The 15,563-nt window shown below is 66.1% G+C and carries 14 protein-coding genes and 3 pseudogenes; 12 read left to right on the plus strand and 5 right to left on the minus strand.

Annotation, left to right across the window (positions count from 1 at the left end; all coding sequences use genetic code 11):
* Nucleotides 1–9 precede the first annotated feature (9 nt).
* Nucleotides 10–561 (minus strand): carboxymuconolactone decarboxylase family protein, encoded by a 552-nt coding sequence (locus tag AU198_RS24920; protein ID WP_064351269.1) that lies wholly within the window; start codon nucleotides 559–561, stop codon nucleotides 10–12.
* A 28-nt stretch (nucleotides 562–589) separates the two neighbouring features.
* A complete protein-coding gene (gene ramB / locus AU198_RS24925) occupies nucleotides 590–2,017 on the minus strand; it encodes an acetate metabolism transcriptional regulator RamB (RefSeq protein ID WP_064351270.1) in 1,428 nt (475 codons plus the stop codon).
* A gap of 131 nt (nucleotides 2,018–2,148) precedes the next feature.
* Between ramB and AU198_RS24930 the strand changes: the two genes are divergently transcribed.
* From AU198_RS24930 to AU198_RS24940, 3 genes and pseudogenes are all read left to right on the plus strand, one after another.
* The gene (locus AU198_RS24930; protein WP_064351395.1) at nucleotides 2,149–2,925 is read left to right on the plus strand and encodes an acyl-[acyl-carrier-protein] thioesterase; all 777 of its coding nucleotides are present in this window, start codon (nucleotides 2,149–2,151) and stop codon (nucleotides 2,923–2,925) included.
* A gap of 266 nt (nucleotides 2,926–3,191) precedes the next feature.
* On the plus strand, nucleotides 3,192–4,478 hold the full coding sequence (aceA, locus tag AU198_RS24935; RefSeq protein ID WP_064351271.1) for an isocitrate lyase: 1,287 nt from the start codon (nucleotides 3,192–3,194) through the stop codon (nucleotides 4,476–4,478).
* An 82-nt stretch (nucleotides 4,479–4,560) separates the two neighbouring features.
* Nucleotides 4,561–5,436 (plus strand): annotated as a pseudogene (locus AU198_RS24940) (3-hydroxybutyryl-CoA dehydrogenase); the annotation flags it as partial.
* A 16-nt stretch (nucleotides 5,437–5,452) separates the two neighbouring features.
* Here AU198_RS24940 and AU198_RS26005 read toward each other — a convergent pair.
* The 3 genes and pseudogenes from AU198_RS26005 to AU198_RS24955 form a co-directional block, all read right to left on the minus strand.
* Nucleotides 5,453–6,291 (minus strand): annotated as a pseudogene (locus AU198_RS26005) (endonuclease domain-containing protein).
* Nucleotides 6,292–6,386: 95 nt separating this feature from the next.
* Nucleotides 6,387–7,241, minus strand: a complete 855-nt coding sequence (locus AU198_RS24950; protein ID WP_064351274.1) for a polyphosphate kinase 2 family protein — start codon at nucleotides 7,239–7,241, stop codon at nucleotides 6,387–6,389.
* Nucleotides 7,238–7,945, minus strand: coding sequence for a TetR/AcrR family transcriptional regulator (locus AU198_RS24955; protein ID WP_064351275.1), 708 nt, complete (start codon nucleotides 7,943–7,945; stop codon nucleotides 7,238–7,240). The genes AU198_RS24950 and AU198_RS24955 overlap by 4 nt, the downstream gene beginning before the upstream one ends.
* Before the next feature lie 103 nt (nucleotides 7,946–8,048).
* Between AU198_RS24955 and AU198_RS24960 the strand changes: the two genes are divergently transcribed.
* The 9 genes and pseudogenes from AU198_RS24960 (at nucleotide 8,049) to AU198_RS25000 (ending at nucleotide 15,563) form a co-directional block, all read left to right on the plus strand.
* Nucleotides 8,049–9,389: a DUF445 domain-containing protein gene (locus AU198_RS24960; RefSeq protein WP_064351276.1), complete on the plus strand. Its 1,341-nt coding sequence runs from the start codon at nucleotides 8,049–8,051 to the stop codon at nucleotides 9,387–9,389.
* Between the two features lie 90 nt (nucleotides 9,390–9,479).
* Entirely contained in the window at nucleotides 9,480–9,908 is a 429-nt protein-coding gene (locus AU198_RS24965) for a helix-turn-helix domain-containing protein (RefSeq protein WP_064351277.1), read from the plus strand.
* 534 nt (nucleotides 9,909–10,442) lie between these two features.
* A pseudogene (locus AU198_RS27070) lies at nucleotides 10,443–10,580 on the plus strand (hypothetical protein); the annotation flags it as partial.
* Nucleotides 10,581–10,664: 84 nt separating this feature from the next.
* Nucleotides 10,665–10,949, plus strand: coding sequence for a DUF2516 family protein (locus tag AU198_RS24975; RefSeq protein WP_064351279.1), 285 nt, complete (start codon nucleotides 10,665–10,667; stop codon nucleotides 10,947–10,949).
* Entirely contained in the window at nucleotides 10,949–11,383 is a 435-nt protein-coding gene (locus tag AU198_RS24980) for a DUF2599 domain-containing protein (RefSeq protein WP_502689322.1), read from the plus strand. Before AU198_RS24975 ends, AU198_RS24980 begins: the two co-directional genes overlap by 1 nt.
* Complete coding sequence (gene deoC, locus AU198_RS24985) at nucleotides 11,383–12,075, plus strand: deoxyribose-phosphate aldolase (RefSeq protein ID WP_064351280.1); 693 nt, start codon at nucleotides 11,383–11,385, stop codon at nucleotides 12,073–12,075. Before AU198_RS24980 ends, deoC begins: the two co-directional genes overlap by 1 nt.
* Before the next feature lie 104 nt (nucleotides 12,076–12,179).
* Nucleotides 12,180–12,476, plus strand: coding sequence for a hypothetical protein (locus AU198_RS26010; RefSeq protein WP_082691202.1), 297 nt, complete (start codon nucleotides 12,180–12,182; stop codon nucleotides 12,474–12,476).
* Nucleotides 12,418–14,046 carry a S53 family peptidase gene (locus tag AU198_RS24995; RefSeq protein ID WP_064351282.1) on the plus strand — a complete coding sequence of 543 codons (1,629 nt, stop codon included), beginning with the start codon at nucleotides 12,418–12,420 and terminating at the stop codon, nucleotides 14,044–14,046. Before AU198_RS26010 ends, AU198_RS24995 begins: the two co-directional genes overlap by 59 nt.
* A gap of 65 nt (nucleotides 14,047–14,111) precedes the next feature.
* Entirely contained in the window at nucleotides 14,112–15,563 is a 1,452-nt protein-coding gene (locus AU198_RS25000; protein WP_064351283.1) for a hypothetical protein, read from the plus strand.

Genomic DNA, 15,563 nt, shown 5'->3' on the forward strand with positions numbered 1-15,563 from the left:
CTGCGGCTCCTAGTCCGGGAAATCCAGCGGCACTCTCAAAGTGGTGATCGTCGCGGCGAGCCCGTCGTACTGGGCGGCCAGCATGCAGAACTCGATCAACTGCGGCTTGGTGAGGTGCCTGGCCAACACGGTCCAGGTCTCGGGTGAGACGCCGCGGGTCACAACGAACTCGTCGGTGGCGGTGATCAGCGCGCGCTGGCGGTCGGTCAACCCTTCGGCATCGGGACCCTCGAAGATCTTCTTCTGGACGTCCGGGCCGATCCCGCGGGTGCGGGCCAGGCGGCGGTGCTGCTGCAGTTCGTACTCGCAGTCGCGCAGATGCCCGACGCGCAGGATGACCGTCTCGGCGTCCTGTACCGACAACTTGCTGAGCATGCCCAGCAGGACACCGCTGTACGGCAACCACGCCAAGAACAGAAGCCGGTGTTGGCCAAGCACATTGAAGAGGCTGAACCGGGGCGCCCTGATCGCGCGGGCGCCGAGCTTGGCGATGGCCCAGTTCAGCGGGCCGAGTTCCTTGAATCCACCGGGCGCGATACGGGCCGACTCGGGTGCGCTCATCACAGCGAGTCTACGTGGGGACGCACCATCAGGGTCGACGTACCAGATAGGGCGAGACGGTGCTGCGGTGCTCGTCGATGTCGAGCGCACGGCCGAGCGCGGGGAAGGCGCGCTGCGGGCAGTTGTCGCGTTCGCAGACCCGGCAACCGGCGCCGATCGGCGTCGACACCTCCCCGGACAGGTCGAGCCCCTCCGAATACACCAGTCGATGAGCGTGGCGCAGCTCGCAGCCCAGGCCGATCGCGAACGTCTTACCGGGCTGACCATAGCGCTGCGCGCGCCGCTCGACGGTGCGGGCCACCCACAGGTAGTTGCGCCCGTCGGGCATCTGCGCGACCTGCACCAAGATCTTGCCGGGGTTGGCGAACGTCTCGTAGACGTTCCACAAGGGGCAGGTTCCTCCGCTGGAGGAGAAGTGGAAACCGGTGGCGGACTGGCGCTTTGACATGTTGCCGGCGCGATCGACACGGACGAAGGACAGCGGCACACCGCGCATCGACGGCCGCTGCAGTGTCGACAGCCGGTGGGCGATCGTCTCGTAGCTCACCGAGTAGAACCCCGAAAGCCGCTCGACGTCATAGCGGAAGTTCTCCGCGACATCGTGAAACTGCGCGTACGGCAACACCATTGCGGCGGCGAAGTAGTTGGCCAGACCCAGTCGCGCCAGGCGCGTCGACTCGTCGCTGGTGAACTTTCCCTCGTCGACGAGCTGGTCGATGAGGCCGCCGAATTCCAGATACGCCAGTTCGACGGCCATCTTGAACACGGTCTGCCCGGACGAGAGGTGGTTGTTGAGCTCGAGGGTCTTCGTCTCGGGGTCGTAGCGGTGCAACACCGATTCCCCGAGGTTCATGCGGTGCACGATGCGCACGCCGTGCACCATCGTCAATCGATCCGACAGTTGGCGCGCGAGCTCCGAGCGGTGCATCCGCATGCGGGTGGTGAGGTCTTCGGCAGCGGTATCGAGTTCGTGCAGATAGTTCTGGCGTTCGTAGAAGTAGTCGCGTACTTCCTCGTGCGGCATGGTGATCGCGCCCGAACCCGAACTGAAGCCGCCGCCTGCGGCGAACCTGTCCTCGGTGGCCGCCGCCAGCCGGGTGGTGGTCAGCTGGTAGCGGCGGTGCAGATTGACCATCGCGCGGGCCAGATTGGGGTGCGCCGCAACCATATCCGCGATTTCGGCCAGCTCGACGTCGATGTCGAGGTCACGGTCGAGGGTGACTTCGCGAAGCTCCGCGACCAGACGGGTGTCGTCCTCGGAGGCGAAGAACGTCGCGTCGACCCCGAACACCTCGGTGATGCGCAGTAGGACGGCCACGGTCAGCGGCCGCACGTCGTGCTCGATCTGGTTGAGGTAGCTCGGCGAGATGTCGAGCATCTGGGCGAGCGCCGCCTGGCTGAACCCGCGCTCGCTGCGAAGTTGCCGAACCCGTGAGCCGACAAATGTTTTCGCCACGTCGACCAGCCTAGCAACGGTGCGAAGGTAGTCTTCGCATTGTTGGCAGATCGGCCGCTGTGGCAGGATCGGCGGTCGTGAGTACGAAGCAGGGATCGGGGGCGAGCCCAGTGCACGGGCTGGCCAAGACCATGATGCCCGTCCCTGATCCGCACCCCGACGTCTTCGACATCGAGTGGCCGCTCCGAGTCGCCGACGTGGACCGGCAAGGCCGGCTCAAATTCGACGCCGCAACGCGTCACATCCAGGACATCGGATCCGACCAGCTGCGCGAACTGGGTTTCCAGGAGACCCATCCGCTGTGGATCGTGCGCCGCACGATGATCGACATGATCCGCCCGATCGAGTTCCAGGACATCCTGCGGCTGCGCCGTTGGTGTTCGGGCACGTCGAACCGGTGGTGCGAGATGCGGGTGCGCATCGACGGCCGAAAGGGCGGCCTGATCGAATCCGAGGCCTTCTGGATCAACATCAATCGCGAGACGCAGGGTCCGGCGCGTATATCCGACGACTTCCTCGAGGGGTTGCGGCGCACGACCGACGTCGACCGGCTGCGGTGGAAGGCCTACCTGGCGGCCGGCAGCCGTGAGGACGCCGACGAGATCCGCGAGTTTGCCACACGGGTCAGCGACATCGACATCTTCGACCACATGAACAACGCGGTGTACTGGTCGGTGATCGAGGACTACCTGCACCACCATCCCGAGCTGGCGCGGTACCCGTTGCGCGCGACGATCGAACACGACGCCGCGGTGGCCCTGGGCGACAAGATGGAGATCCTCAGCCACACCTATCCGCCGGGTTCGACGGACAAATTCGGCCCGGAGCTGACGGACCGCACTGTTACAACGCTCACATATGCGGTCGGCGACGACGCCAAGGCCGTCGCAGCGATCTTCAACCTCTGATCATCGCCCGTTTAACAGTACGGGCGTACTGACCTGCGGATACTCGCTACTCTTCGGTAACTTCTGAACCGGTCAAGCCCAACCGTTCTTCGCAAAATTTGCAAACTCCGGGGCTTAGTTGGCGAAAGTTGGCACTCGAAACGGCTGGACCTGCGCTAATGGGTTGAGGCATCCTCGTAGCAGCGAAACCGTTGAACCGTTCGGGCGTTAACAAGCCGGGTATGCCGGCCGCGCCGCAGCGATAGTGAACAGATCGAAGGAGCGCCATGTCAACCGTGGGCAAGCCGAAGAGCGCCGAAGAAATCCAGCGCGACTGGGACACCAATCCGCGCTGGAAGAACGTGACCCGCGACTACTCCGCAGCGGACGTCGTCGCGCTGCAGGGCACCGTCGTCGAGGAGTCCACGCTGGCCAAGCGCGGGGCGGAGATCCTGTGGAACCAGCTGCACGACATGGAGTTCGTCAACGCGCTTGGCGCTCTGACCGGCAACATGGCCGTCCAGCAGGTCCGCGCCGGGCTGAAAGCCATCTACCTGTCCGGCTGGCAGGTCGCCGGTGACGCGAACCTGTCCGGACACACCTATCCCGACCAGAGCCTGTATCCGGCCAACTCGGTGCCGCAGGTGGTCCGCCGCATCAACAACGCGCTGCTTCGCGCCGACGAGATCGCCAAGGTCGAGGGCGACACCTCGGTGGAGAACTGGCTGGTGCCGATCGTCGCCGACGGTGAGGCCGGCTTCGGCGGTGCGCTCAACGTCTACGAGCTGCAGAAGGCGATGATCGCCGCCGGTGTCGCGGGTTCGCACTGGGAGGATCAGCTGGCCTCGGAGAAGAAGTGCGGCCACCTCGGTGGCAAGGTGCTGATCCCTACCCAGCAGCACATCCGCACCCTGACCTCGGCGCGCCTGGCCGCCGATGTCGCCGATGTTCCGACCGTGGTGATCGCCCGCACCGACGCCGAGGCGGCCACCTTGATCACCTCCGACGTCGACGAGCGCGATCAGCCGTTCATCACCGGTGAGCGGACCAAGGAAGGCTTCTACCGCGTGAAGAACGGCATCGAGCCGTGCATCGCGCGCGCCAAGGCGTACGCGCCGTACGCCGACCTGATCTGGATGGAGACCGGCACCCCCGATCTCGAGCTGGCCAAGAAGTTCGCCGAGGGCGTGCAGGCCGAGTTCCCGGACCAGATGCTGGCCTACAACTGCTCGCCGTCGTTCAACTGGAAAAAGCACCTCGACGACGCGACGATCGCGAAGTTCCAGAAGGAACTGGGCGCGATGGGCTTCAAGTTCCAGTTCATCACGCTGGCCGGCTTCCACGCGCTGAACTACTCGATGTTCGATCTGGCTTACGGCTACGCCCGCAACCAGATGTCGGCGTACGTCGAGCTGCAGGAGCGCGAGTTCGCCGCCGAGGAGCGCGGTTACACCGCGACCAAGCACCAGCGCGAGGTCGGCGCCGGTTACTTCGACCGGATCGCCACGACGGTGGACCCGAGCAGCTCGACCACCGCATTGAAGGGTTCGACCGAAGAGGGTCAGTTCCACTGATCACCGCACTAGACCAAGCCCAGTAGGCTCACGAGGCCCAACGGCTTGTCATCAGGCCCCGTCCTTATATTGGGCGGGGCCTGATGTTGTGGAGAGGACGCAAGTGAGCATTGAGCGAGTCGGCGTGGTCGGCGCCGGACAGATGGGCAGCGGTATCGCGGAAGTCGCCGCGAAAGCCGGCGCCAACGTCGTCGTCTACGAGCCGTCCGAGGAACTCGTCGAGGCGGGGCGCAAGCGAATCACCGGGTCGTTGGAGCGGGCGGCCGACAAGGGCAAGCTCTCCGAGAGTGACCGCGACGCCACCTTGGCGCGGTTGTCCTACACCACCAACATGGCCGACCTGGCCGACCGTCAGCTCGTGATCGAGGCCGTCGTCGAAGACGAGTCGGTCAAGGGCAAGATCTTCACGCAGCTCGACGAGATCATCACCGACCCCGATGCGGTCCTGGCGTCGAACACGTCGAGCATCCCGATCATGAAAATCGCTGCGGCGACCAAGAATCCGAGGCGGGTGCTGGGGCTGCACTTCTTCAACCCGGTGCCGGTGCTGCCGCTGGTGGAACTCGTCAGCACGCTGGTGACGTCGAAGGGGGCGCTCGCGCGGACCGAGCAGTTCGCCGGCGAGGTGCTCGGCAAGCAGGTGGTGCGGTGCAGCGACCGCTCGGGGTTCGTCGTCAATGCGCTGCTGGTGCCCTACCTGCTCTCGGCGATCCGGATGGTGGAGGCGGGCGTGGCCACCGTCGAGGACGTCGACAAGGCGATCGTGGCCGGACTCTCGCATCCGATGGGGCCACTGCGGCTTTCGGATCTGATCGGTCTGGACACCATGAAGCTGATCGCGGACTCGATGTTTGACGAACTCAAGGATCCGCACTACGCGCCGCCGCCGCTGCTGCTGCGGATGGTCGAGGCGGGTCAGCTCGGCAAGAAGTCAGGCCAGGGCTTCTACAGCTATTAGGTCGAGTGCATGCCCATCAAACGGGGCAGCCGCGGCTCCTGAGCGCCTCGCATACCCGGCGCACTATCTCAGCTCGTTGATACCGTAGGTGACGCGCACTGACCCGCACGATCAGCCAGCCTTGCGCGGCCAAGAACTCCAGACGTTCGATGTTTCCGGCGTGAATGTCGGGACTCGTCCAATGCTGCACCCCGTCGTACTCGACGCCCACTTTCCACTGGTCCCAGCCCATATCGATTCGGCGATCGCCAACGCGGATCTGCGTGGCCGGGCGGGGCAACCCGTCACGGACGAGGAGCAGGCGAAGCTCGGTCTCTTTCGGCGATTCCGCGCCGCCATCGACGAGACCCAGCGTCGCGCGCAGTTCACGGATGCCCCGTGCGCCGGGATAGCGGTTCGCGATACCTGCACTTCGGCGATGGTGCACCCGGTCGCGTTGAGCAGGGCGTCGATTCGCATGATCCCCAGATCCCCCTGCGCGCGCCGGCCTAGGTCATAAGCCGTGCGAGCGGGTGTCGTACAGTCGAAACTCCCTCGCAGGCAGACCTCGTCATCGGCGAGCGTCCCACTGTAGATGACGATTCCGCGCGGAGATCGATGCCGTATACGTGCCAGTTCCGCCGGTCTGTCGGGCGGTAGCCAGCGGGTTCCGAACATCGCCGCGGCCGAATGGCCGAATAGTGTCGCTTGTCCGCGAGACCAAAGCCAAGCGGCATGTGCTCGAACACGCGCGTCGAGTTCCATTCCTGTCGGCGCGTATACGTTTTGGTGCACCTTGAAGTAGTTGGTGCGCAGGTCGTGACGTGTCACGATGCCGACTGCGAGTGCGTCGCTGCCCACGATGAGACGGTCCATATCCAGTTAGATGCGAGAAGTGCCATACCGGTTCCACGAGACTGCGGTTTATGAGAGGAATCGGCCGAAATTCGTCAGAAGCCGCAGTCTCGGCGCTAGGACTCGATCAGCCGCTTGCGCTCCGCGTCGACGTCGAAATTCGCGGGCGGATACGACAAGTCGAGACCCTCGAGCGCTCCGATCAGCAGTTCGGTGACGGCCAGCCGGCCGTACCATCGCCGATCGCAGGGCACCACATGCCACGGCGCGTAGTCCGTCGACGTGCGATCCAGGACCGCCTGGTAGGCCTCCTGATATCGGGGCCACTCGAGGCGCTCGTCAATGTCACCCGGGTTGTACTTCCAGTATTTCGTCGGGTCGTCGAGACGTTCGAGTAGCTGCTTTTTCTGCTCCTCGAGCGAGATGAACATCGCGACCTTCACCAGAGTCGTTCCACAATCGACGAGTTCGCGCTCGAAGGCGTTGATCTCGTCGTAGCGTGCGCCCCACACCTCCGGCGGCACCAGGTTGTGCACTCGAACGATCAGCACATCCTCGTAATGCGACCGGTCGAAGACGCCGATGTGTCCCGGCGGCGGCAATGCGCGCCGGATGCGCCACAGGAAGTGGTGCTCCAATTCCTCCGGCGTCGGCTTGCCGAACGCGGTGTAGCGCACACCCATCGGATTGACAGCGCCGACAACATGTTTGACGATCCCGCCCTTGCCCGCGGCATCCATGCCCTGCAGCACCAGCAGGACCGAGCGGGCGTCGTCACGGCCCTTCGAACTGGCGTAGAGCATCTCCTGAAGTTCGGCGAGGCGGCTGCTGCGGGCCGCTTGCACCGGTGCCGCCTCAGCCTTGGAGCCGTCGAAACCCGGTGTCGCAGAGGTGTTCAGATCGGCCACCTTGTCGCCGGGCCGAAACCGCACCGCGTCGGCGATGGCTGAGGTGACCGATTTCGAGCTCACTGGGCGTCTTGCGTCGGAGGCAGCATCGGCGAGGGGTGTGGCCGGCTACGGAACGCCTCGAGAGACCCGCCCACTTCGACGATGCCGCACAACGCATTCCACGACAGCATGGTCAGGTAGTCGATCAGCTCGTCGGAGCTCATGCGCCGATTCGACATCCACGAGTGCGTGGCCAGCTGGACACCGCCGACGGTGTGGTAAGCCCACGGCTCGACACCGCCGGTGTCCATACCGGCTTCCTGCATCCGGCGTCGCAGCATCACCGCCAACATGCGAGCGATGATCTGCTCTGACGTTGCGACCGCGCGGCTCTTGCTCGCCGAGTTGTTCGCCATCACAAACTGATACGGCTCGGGTTCGGCCGCCACCGTCTCGACGTAGACCCGGATGACTTCGCGGGTCAGCTCGTAGCCGTCCAGGTTCGACGACAGCGCCGCGGCCATGTTCGGGATCAGTGTGGTCTGCGCGAACCGCATCATCACCGCGGTCGTGAGGTCGTTCTTGTCGACGAAGTAGCGATACAGCACGGTCTTCGAGACGCCGATCTCGGCCGCGATCTCGTCCATGCTGACGCCACTACCGAGGCGGCGGATCGCCTCCAGGGTGCCATCCACCAGCTCGTTGCGGCGCTCCACCTTGTGCTTGTGCCAACGCCGCTTGCGGCCGTCTGTCTTGACCGCTATCGCTTCGGACTGTTGTGCCACTATCCCCGTGATCCGTTCCGTAGTTCCCCTCGATAGTACGGCCGATCTTGACACCGTGGGTTGTCGGACCGGGGTGCCGCGCGTTGTAGCGGATGATGGTGGAGTGGCACATAGACCGAGCGCCGGGCGAGGCGCCCCGGCGGCGACGTCCGCTCCGCGGAGAAGCTTCGCCGAGTCCCTGGCAGGGGCGGATTCCGTCGGCGATGCGGAGCGCCGCCGCTCGCTGCGGCGCATGAAGGTCGTCGCGCTGAGCTTTCTCATCGGCGCCTCGGTCGTCTTCCTGGTCTGTACTTGGGTCCAGTCCACCGGTGATGCGCCGGCCTGGGTGGGCTATGTGCGCGCCGCCGCCGAGGCGGGCATGGTCGGCGCGCTCGCGGACTGGTTCGCGGTCACCGCGCTGTTCAAACACCCGCTCGGCATCCCGATCCCGCACACCGCGATCATCAAGCGCAAGAAGGACCAGCTCGGCGAGGGTCTCGGCGCATTCGTTCGGGAGAACTTCCTGTCTCCCGAAGTCGTGTCGGCCAAGCTGCGCAACGCCGAGGTGGCCGGGCGGCTCGGCAAGTGGCTCTCCGAACGCTCGCACGCCGAACGGGTTGCCGCCGAGACCGCCACGGTGCTGCGGGTTCTCGTGGAGATGCTGCGCGACGAGGATGTGCAGCAGGTGCTCGACCGGATGATCGTCAAGCGCGTCGCCGAACCGCAGTGGGGTCCGCCGATCGGTCGTGTGCTGGCCACGCTGCTGGCCGAACACCGGCAGGAGGCACTGTTGCAACTGCTGGCCGATCGCGCCTTCCAGTGGTCGCTGAACGCCGGACCCGTGATCGACCGGGTGATCGAACGCGATTCGCCCACCTGGTCCCCCCGCTGGGTGGACCACCTCGTCGGCGACCGCATCCACCGCGAGTTGATGGACTTCACCGACAAGGTGCGCCGCAACCCGGACCACGAACTGCGACGGTCGGCGACCCGGTTCCTGTTCGAGTTCGCCGACGACCTCCAGCACGATCAGGCGACGATCGATCGCGCCGAGAACGTCAAGGAACAGGTCATGGCCCGCGACGAAGTCACCCGCGCGGCCGAGACAGCGTGGACCGCGGCCAAGCGCATCCTGTTCGAGTCGGTGGACGACCCCTCGTCAACGTTGCGCACGCGGATCGCGGACTCCGTGATGCTCATCGGGGAGTCGTTGCGCGACGACGCCGACCTGCGCGACAAGGTGGACAACTGGATCATCCGGGCGGCCCAGCACCTGGTCGCCCAGTACGGGGTGGAGATCACCGCGATCATCACCGAAACCATCGAGCGGTGGGACGCCGACGAGGCCAGCCGCCGTATCGAGCTCCACGTCGGACGTGATCTGCAGTTCATCCGGATCAACGGCACCGTGGTCGGCGCGCTGGCGGGGCTGGTCATCTATTCCATAGCCCAACTTATCTTCTGACCTGCGCTAACGAGTGCTTGCAAAAGTTAGCACCCCGTCGTACGGTAGGGGTTGTCGCTTATTGGATACCCGATGCACGGAGGGCTTCGTATGTCGCAGGATGACAATCTTGCCGTCGTCGTGTCCAACGCTGCGCAGACCGCCGCCCAGGACATCGGCACGTTCATCCGAACGCAGCGCGAGGCCGCACAGGTATCCGTACGACAGTTGGCCGAGAAGGCCGGCGTGAGCAATCCCTACCTCAGCCAGATCGAGCGGGGATTGCGCAAACCCTCTGCCGATGTGCTCAGCCAGATCGCCAAGGCATTGCGCTTGTCGGCGGAGGTGCTCTACGTACGGGCCGGGATTCTCGAGCCCAGCGAAAAGAGTGAGGTGCGCGACGTCATCGTCAACGACACGGCGATCACCGAGCGGCAGAAGCGGGTGCTGCTCGATATCTACACCTCGTTCTGCCAGCAGAACGAGGCCGAAGTTGACGAGACAGGTAGCGACACAGAACAGGAGTCGTCGACTGAATAGAGACTCCGCCGTCTGAACAGAACGCAAGCCAACGACAAACTTCGAGAAAGGAACACCATGGCCAAGAACACCCCCGCCAAGAACCAGCCCACCCCCGACGACCTCAAGGCGCCGTTGCTCGCCGCCGTCGGTGCCGCCGACCTCGCCCTCGAGCGGGTCAACGAGATCGTTGCCGCCCTTCGTGAGCGTGCCGACGACGCCCGCACCGACTCGCGTAGCCGCGTCGAGGGGACCCGCGCGCGGATCGACCGGCTGCAGGAGGATCTGCCGACGCAGTTCGGTGAGCTGCGCGACCGTCTGAGCTCCGACGAGCTGCGCAAGTTCGCCGAGACCTACGCCGAGGCGGCGCAGACGACGTACAACAAGCTCGTCGAGCGCGGTGAGGCCGCACTCGAGCGCCTGCGCAGCCAGTCCGGCTTCAGCGAGGCCGCCGGTCGCGTCGAGGGCTACACCGATCAGGCCGTCGAGCTGACCCAGGAGGCGCTGGGCAACGTCGCCGCGCAGACCCGCGCCGTGGGTGAGCGTGCCGCCAAGCTGGTCGGCGTCGAGCTGCCGAAGAAGGCGGACAAGGGTGCCGCGCCGGTGAAGAACACCGCCAAGAAGGCTCCGGCCAAGGCCCCGGCGAAGAAGACCCCGGCCAAGAAGGCCCCCGCCAAGAAGGCTGCGGCCAAGAAGGTCACCCAGAAGTAAGGACTCGACAGCGGGTCTGAAGGCCCAAAGTCGACCGACGGGACGTAACCCGCTTAGTCTTGAAGCGTGCAGCTCCAAGGCTTGGTGGGTTACGTCCTGTTCTTTTTGCAGATCGCCGTGCTCGCGACGACGGTGTACGCGTTCGTTCATGCGGCGATGCAACGGCCGGACGCCTATCCGGCCGCCGACAAACTGACCAAGCCAGTCTGGTTGGTCATACTCGGGGTCGCCGGGTTGCTCGCGCTGGTCCTCGGTTCCGTGCTGGGTCCGGCCATCGCAGCCGTCGCGGCCGGCGTCTACCTGGTCGACGTCCGACCCAAGTTGCTCGAGGTCCAGGGGAAGTCCCGGTAGTGCATCGCGTCATCGCGGTCGTCGTCATGGCGGCCTGCCTCATCGTGCCCGCGCTGGCCGGCCCCGTGGCGTCGGCGAATCCGGCGTCGCCTGCCAACCCGACCGTTCCGGCCCCGCCGTTCGTCGATCACGTCGAATGGGCCAAGTGGGGCGACCTGTCGAGCCTGCGGGTGTATCCGACCGCGGCCGGACGGCAGGCCTCCGGGCTGTCCGCCCCCGCTCAGGGTGAGGCGGCCTGGGCTGAGGTGTTGACGCTCGCGCCCGATGCCGACATTCCGGGCATGAAGCCGCAATTCGTCTGTCACTGGGAATTCGCCGAGTACTACCAACCCGGCAAGGTCAGTTGGAATCTCGAGCCGTGGCGTCCCGAGGTCTCCTACGAGGAGTTGGTGGAGGCCGGCTGCAACCCCGGCGGTACCGAAGAGCCGTTCTGATGACTCGCAGCTACCGACGCGACGAGGTCGCCGGACTGGTCGATCACACGCTGCTCAAGCCCGAAGCGACCGAGGCCGACGTCGCGGCGGTCGCCGAGGAGGCTGCGGCGCTCGGGGTTTACGCGGTCTGCGTGTCACCGTCGATGGTTTCGGTCGCCAGACGGTCCGGTTCGCCGTCACAGTTGGTGTGTGCGGTGGTCGGATTCCCCTCGGGCAAGCATCTTTCGGCGATCAAAGCTTCCGAGGCGCGGCTCGCGGTCGAAGACGGCGCCGGTGAGATCGACATGGTGATCGATGTGGGGGCAGCGCTGTACGGCGACCTCGCGGCGGTGCGCGCCGATGTCGAGGCGGTGCGTACCGAGATCGGCGCCCGCGCAACGCTGAAAGTGATCGTCGAGTCCGCCGCGCTTCTACTGCTCGGTGACGAGCAGACCTTGCTCGGCACCTGCCGGGCCGCGGCGGATGCGGGCGCCGATTTCATCAAGACCTCCACGGGATTTCATCCCGCAGGCGGGGCGTCGGTGCGCGCCGTGGAATTGATGGCGAGGGTGGGTCCGCAAGTCAAGGCCAGTGGCGGCATCCGGACCTCCGATGACGCGATCGCGATGCTGAACGCCGGCGCCACCCGGCTGGGGCTGTCGGGAACCCGGGCGGTGCTGGAGGGCTTCCCGAAAGTCGACCGCCGACAGTAATTTACGCCGCTAACCGATATTTGCCGTATAGTGACGTCCGCCCCCGACGGCTGGAACCATCGCCATCTGCGCACACGGGAAACCGTGGATAGGATCTGATCATGATGACTCAAAGCGGTTTGCTACGTCGAACGCTGGCCGGAGCGGGGGTGACCGCGGTGCTGGCGATGGGTGCGTTCACCGCCGGCTGCTCCAGCGAAGAGGGACAGGCGCCGGAGACGTCGACTACAACGACGACGACGACGACAACCACCACCACGGCGCCGCCACCTCCCGCCACGCCGACGGAGAAGGCGCCGCGCATCGATCCCAATGAGCCGAACCCGTTCTCGCCCACCGTTCATGCGCCCCCGGCTCCCGGTCCGACGCCCGGTCGGCACCGCGGTCCTCACGGCCAGTAGGCCCGGGGTCACGGCCCTCCTCACCGCCGCGCTGCTGATCGCGGCGTCGGGTGCGTGTGCACCGCGCACCCCGGCGGTGATCACCGGCCCCTATGCGGCATTGTTGGCGAGTTCGACAGACCTGGGCCCGTCGCGTTCGGCAGACACGCAAGTCACCGTCACGCTCGGCGGACCGGAACCCCCCGCCGCCCTGATGGGCTGGGCGGACGCCCGCGACCTCTGGGTGCGCTGGCGGCCCGGTGACGGATGGGCGATCGTCGAGGGGGCGGCCGGGGATCTCGCGCGGGCGTTCGGGATTCCGGTGCGCGACTACCGGACTCCGAAGGGCGAGGAGTTCTACGCCTCACCCGAACAGCCGGCGATACCGGCGGCACTGCGCGACGACGTCACCGCGGTCGGACGGGTGATGAGCTACACCCCGTACCGCATGAAGCGGCCCGACGTCGTTCCCCTCGACGTGCCCAAGGGCGGGCTGACACCCGACGGATTGTTGTCGGCGTACAACGCCACGCCGTTGGCGGACGCCGGTTTCACCGGTGAGGGCGCAACGATCGTCATCTTCGCGTTCGACAGCGTCGAACAGGAGGACCTCGACCTGTTCGCCGACACGTCGGGGCTACCGCGGTTCACTCCCGAGATCGTCGGCGGCGAACCGTCCGAGGTGCACGGTGAGACGGCGATGGATCTGCAAGTGGCGCACGCGATTGCGCCCGATGCACGGCTTGTCGTGGTCAACGCCAGGCCGACGGTCGAGGGCGACGGCACCTACGAGAAGCTCGGGCGACTGTTCGAACAGGTCGACCGTGACTACCCCGGAGCCGTGTGGAGCCTGTCGATCGGGTGGGGATGTGAGGCGTTTGTCACCGCGGCCGATCTGGCTCCGGTCGAGGCGGCCCTGACGACTGCTCAGCGGCGCGGCACCACGGCGTTCGACGCCAGCGGGGACACCGCCGGCCTGGAGTGCAAAGGTGGAGACCGATGGTCGGCTCCGCCGGGACCCGATGACATCGGTGTCGACGCGGTCGCCTCGCTTCCCACGATGACGTCGGTCGGAGGCACGACGCTGTCGACAGGTACGCGCGGGCAGTGGCTGGCCGAACACGCGTGGGTGGATTCGCCGCTGTCGCAGGGCAGTAGCGGCGGGGTGGCGAAGTTGTTCGCCCGGCCGGCGTGGCAGCAGAAACTGGACGTCGATCGTGACACCGAGCGCCGCCGTCTGCTCCCCGACGTCTCCGCGGTCGCCGATCCTTTCACCGGTGTGCGGTTCATCTTCGGCCAGCGCGAGGTGGTCGGTGGCGGCACGTCGCAATCGGCCCCGATCTGGGCGGCGCTCACCGTGCTGATGAACCAGTACCTGTTGGCCAACGGTGGGCGACAGGTCGGGAACCTCAATCCCGTGCTCTACCAAGTGGCCTCCGGGTCGCGTCTGCCGGGCTTCCGTGATGTGACCAAGGGCGGCAACGCCGTCGATCTGGCGTCGCCGGGGTACGACTTGGTGACGGGTCTCGGCAGCCCGAACACCGAGAACCTCGCGCGCAACATCCTCGACCTGCAGAAGACGTCGCGTTGACCGAAGCGTCACCGCGCCGCCGACGTCGGTGGCGGGATCCTTTGACGAGCTTGTTGTTTCCGCATGTGTCGGCTCGCTCGAGGGCGACGTTCGGGCTCGCGCTGGCAGCACTGGCGGCGACGCTCGTCGGGTTCGCGGTACTGCGTTGGCAGGCGCCGCTGATCGCGATAGGAGCGGTCGGTGTGGCCCTGGTGTTCGTAGGCTATCTGCGCCAGGCAGGTCGCGACGTACCGGCACGGCAGCTGATTCAGACCGCTGCGCTGGCCGCGGCGCTCGGTGTGGGGTGGGCGTTGGCGACCGGCAGCATCGTCGCCGAGTCCCACGACGTCGCACTCAGCGGTGGCGAGCTGGATCGCGAAAAGCTGTTGACAGGCATCGCGATACCGGTCGGTGGTGCGATCGCGATGCTGATTCCGGCGGCGGTGCTGCGGTTGCGACGCGGGGTGACTCGTCTGCCGTTCGACGGTTACGCGGCCGGGGCGTTGAGCGCCGTCGTCTTCACGTCGGCAGCGACGTTGGTCAGATTGATTCCGCAGTTCGCGACCGGTGTCAGGGCCGAAGACCTGTGGGTCAGCGTGCTTCTCGTGCAGGCCGGTATCCAGGGGTTGACCCTGCCGTTGACCGCGCTGACGCTCGGCGGGCTCGTCGGCCTCGCGCTGTGGGCGGGACGCCGGAGGATGATCGTCGCGAGTGTGATTGTGGCGCTGGTGCTTTACACGATCATGGGTGTCACCGAGTACACCGTGGTGCCGCACATCGTGCATCTGATGGTGCATGTCGCCATCGCCGCGGTCGCACTGGCGGCGCTGCGCAGTGGGCGGCGGACCGTGGGCCCAGAGTCACAGGAACCGAACCCCGAGGGTGAGGCCGGCCGCGCACGGGTGCTTGCGAGCCTGGGTGCGGGCGCCGCCGTCGCGGTGACGGCCGGTGTGGTGGCAGCCGTGCTCACCACTCCCGCCGACCCGAAGATCGTGTGCCCACCCGATTGTGGACGTCCACCGATCGGCGAACCCATCGAATCCAACCCGCGTTTCTATGCCCCCGACGGGTCGTTCTCCGTCCAATACCCGGGACCCGGTAGCGCGTACGAGGCGACGCTGCTCCCCGACGGGGTCGAGCTGGAGTTCACCGGCGGGGACACCGGCATGCTCGAGCTGTTCGGTCTGCCCGCCGAAAACCGGACCGCCAAGCAGGTCGCCGAGGACCTGATCGACGAGTACTACCCGGACGCCACAACCGAATACGAGATCCCCAACGCGATGGTCGGCTATGAACCCGGCTATGGCGTCGTCGCGGACGACTATCCCCAGGACGCCAGCGGCAGCTTCACCCGGCTCCGGCTGATCGTGATGGTCGCCGTCAAGAACGATGTCGCGCTGGTGGCCTCGGCGATCGGCCCGTACCGCGAATTCACGCCCGACTTCGGCACCGGCCATCCGTCGGGCGCCAACTTGCAGCTGGCGATCGATATGGGCAAGTACGTCAACAGTTTTCGCTGGACCGGTGTCAGCGACTGA

It is taken from the genome of Mycobacterium sp. GA-1199 (assembly GCF_001500045.1).
GTDB lineage: Bacteria > Actinomycetota > Actinomycetes > Mycobacteriales > Mycobacteriaceae > Mycobacterium.

Coding starts and splice junctions, on each gene's coding strand:
- aceA (WP_064351271.1), top strand. CDS start 3,192: ATGTCAACCGTGGGCAAGCCGAAGAGCGCCGAAGAAATCCAGCGCGAC.
- AU198_RS24965 (WP_064351277.1), top strand. CDS start 9,480: ATGTCGCAGGATGACAATCTTGCCGTCGTCGTGTCCAACGCTGCGCAG.
- AU198_RS24920 (WP_064351269.1), bottom strand. CDS start 561: ATGAGCGCACCCGAGTCGGCCCGTATCGCGCCCGGTGGATTCAAGGAA.
- AU198_RS24930 (WP_064351395.1), top strand. CDS start 2,149: ATGATGCCCGTCCCTGATCCGCACCCCGACGTCTTCGACATCGAGTGG.
- deoC (WP_064351280.1), top strand. CDS start 11,383: ATGACTCGCAGCTACCGACGCGACGAGGTCGCCGGACTGGTCGATCAC.
- AU198_RS26010 (WP_082691202.1), top strand. CDS start 12,180: ATGACTCAAAGCGGTTTGCTACGTCGAACGCTGGCCGGAGCGGGGGTG.
- AU198_RS24995 (WP_064351282.1), top strand. CDS start 12,418: ATGCGCCCCCGGCTCCCGGTCCGACGCCCGGTCGGCACCGCGGTCCTC.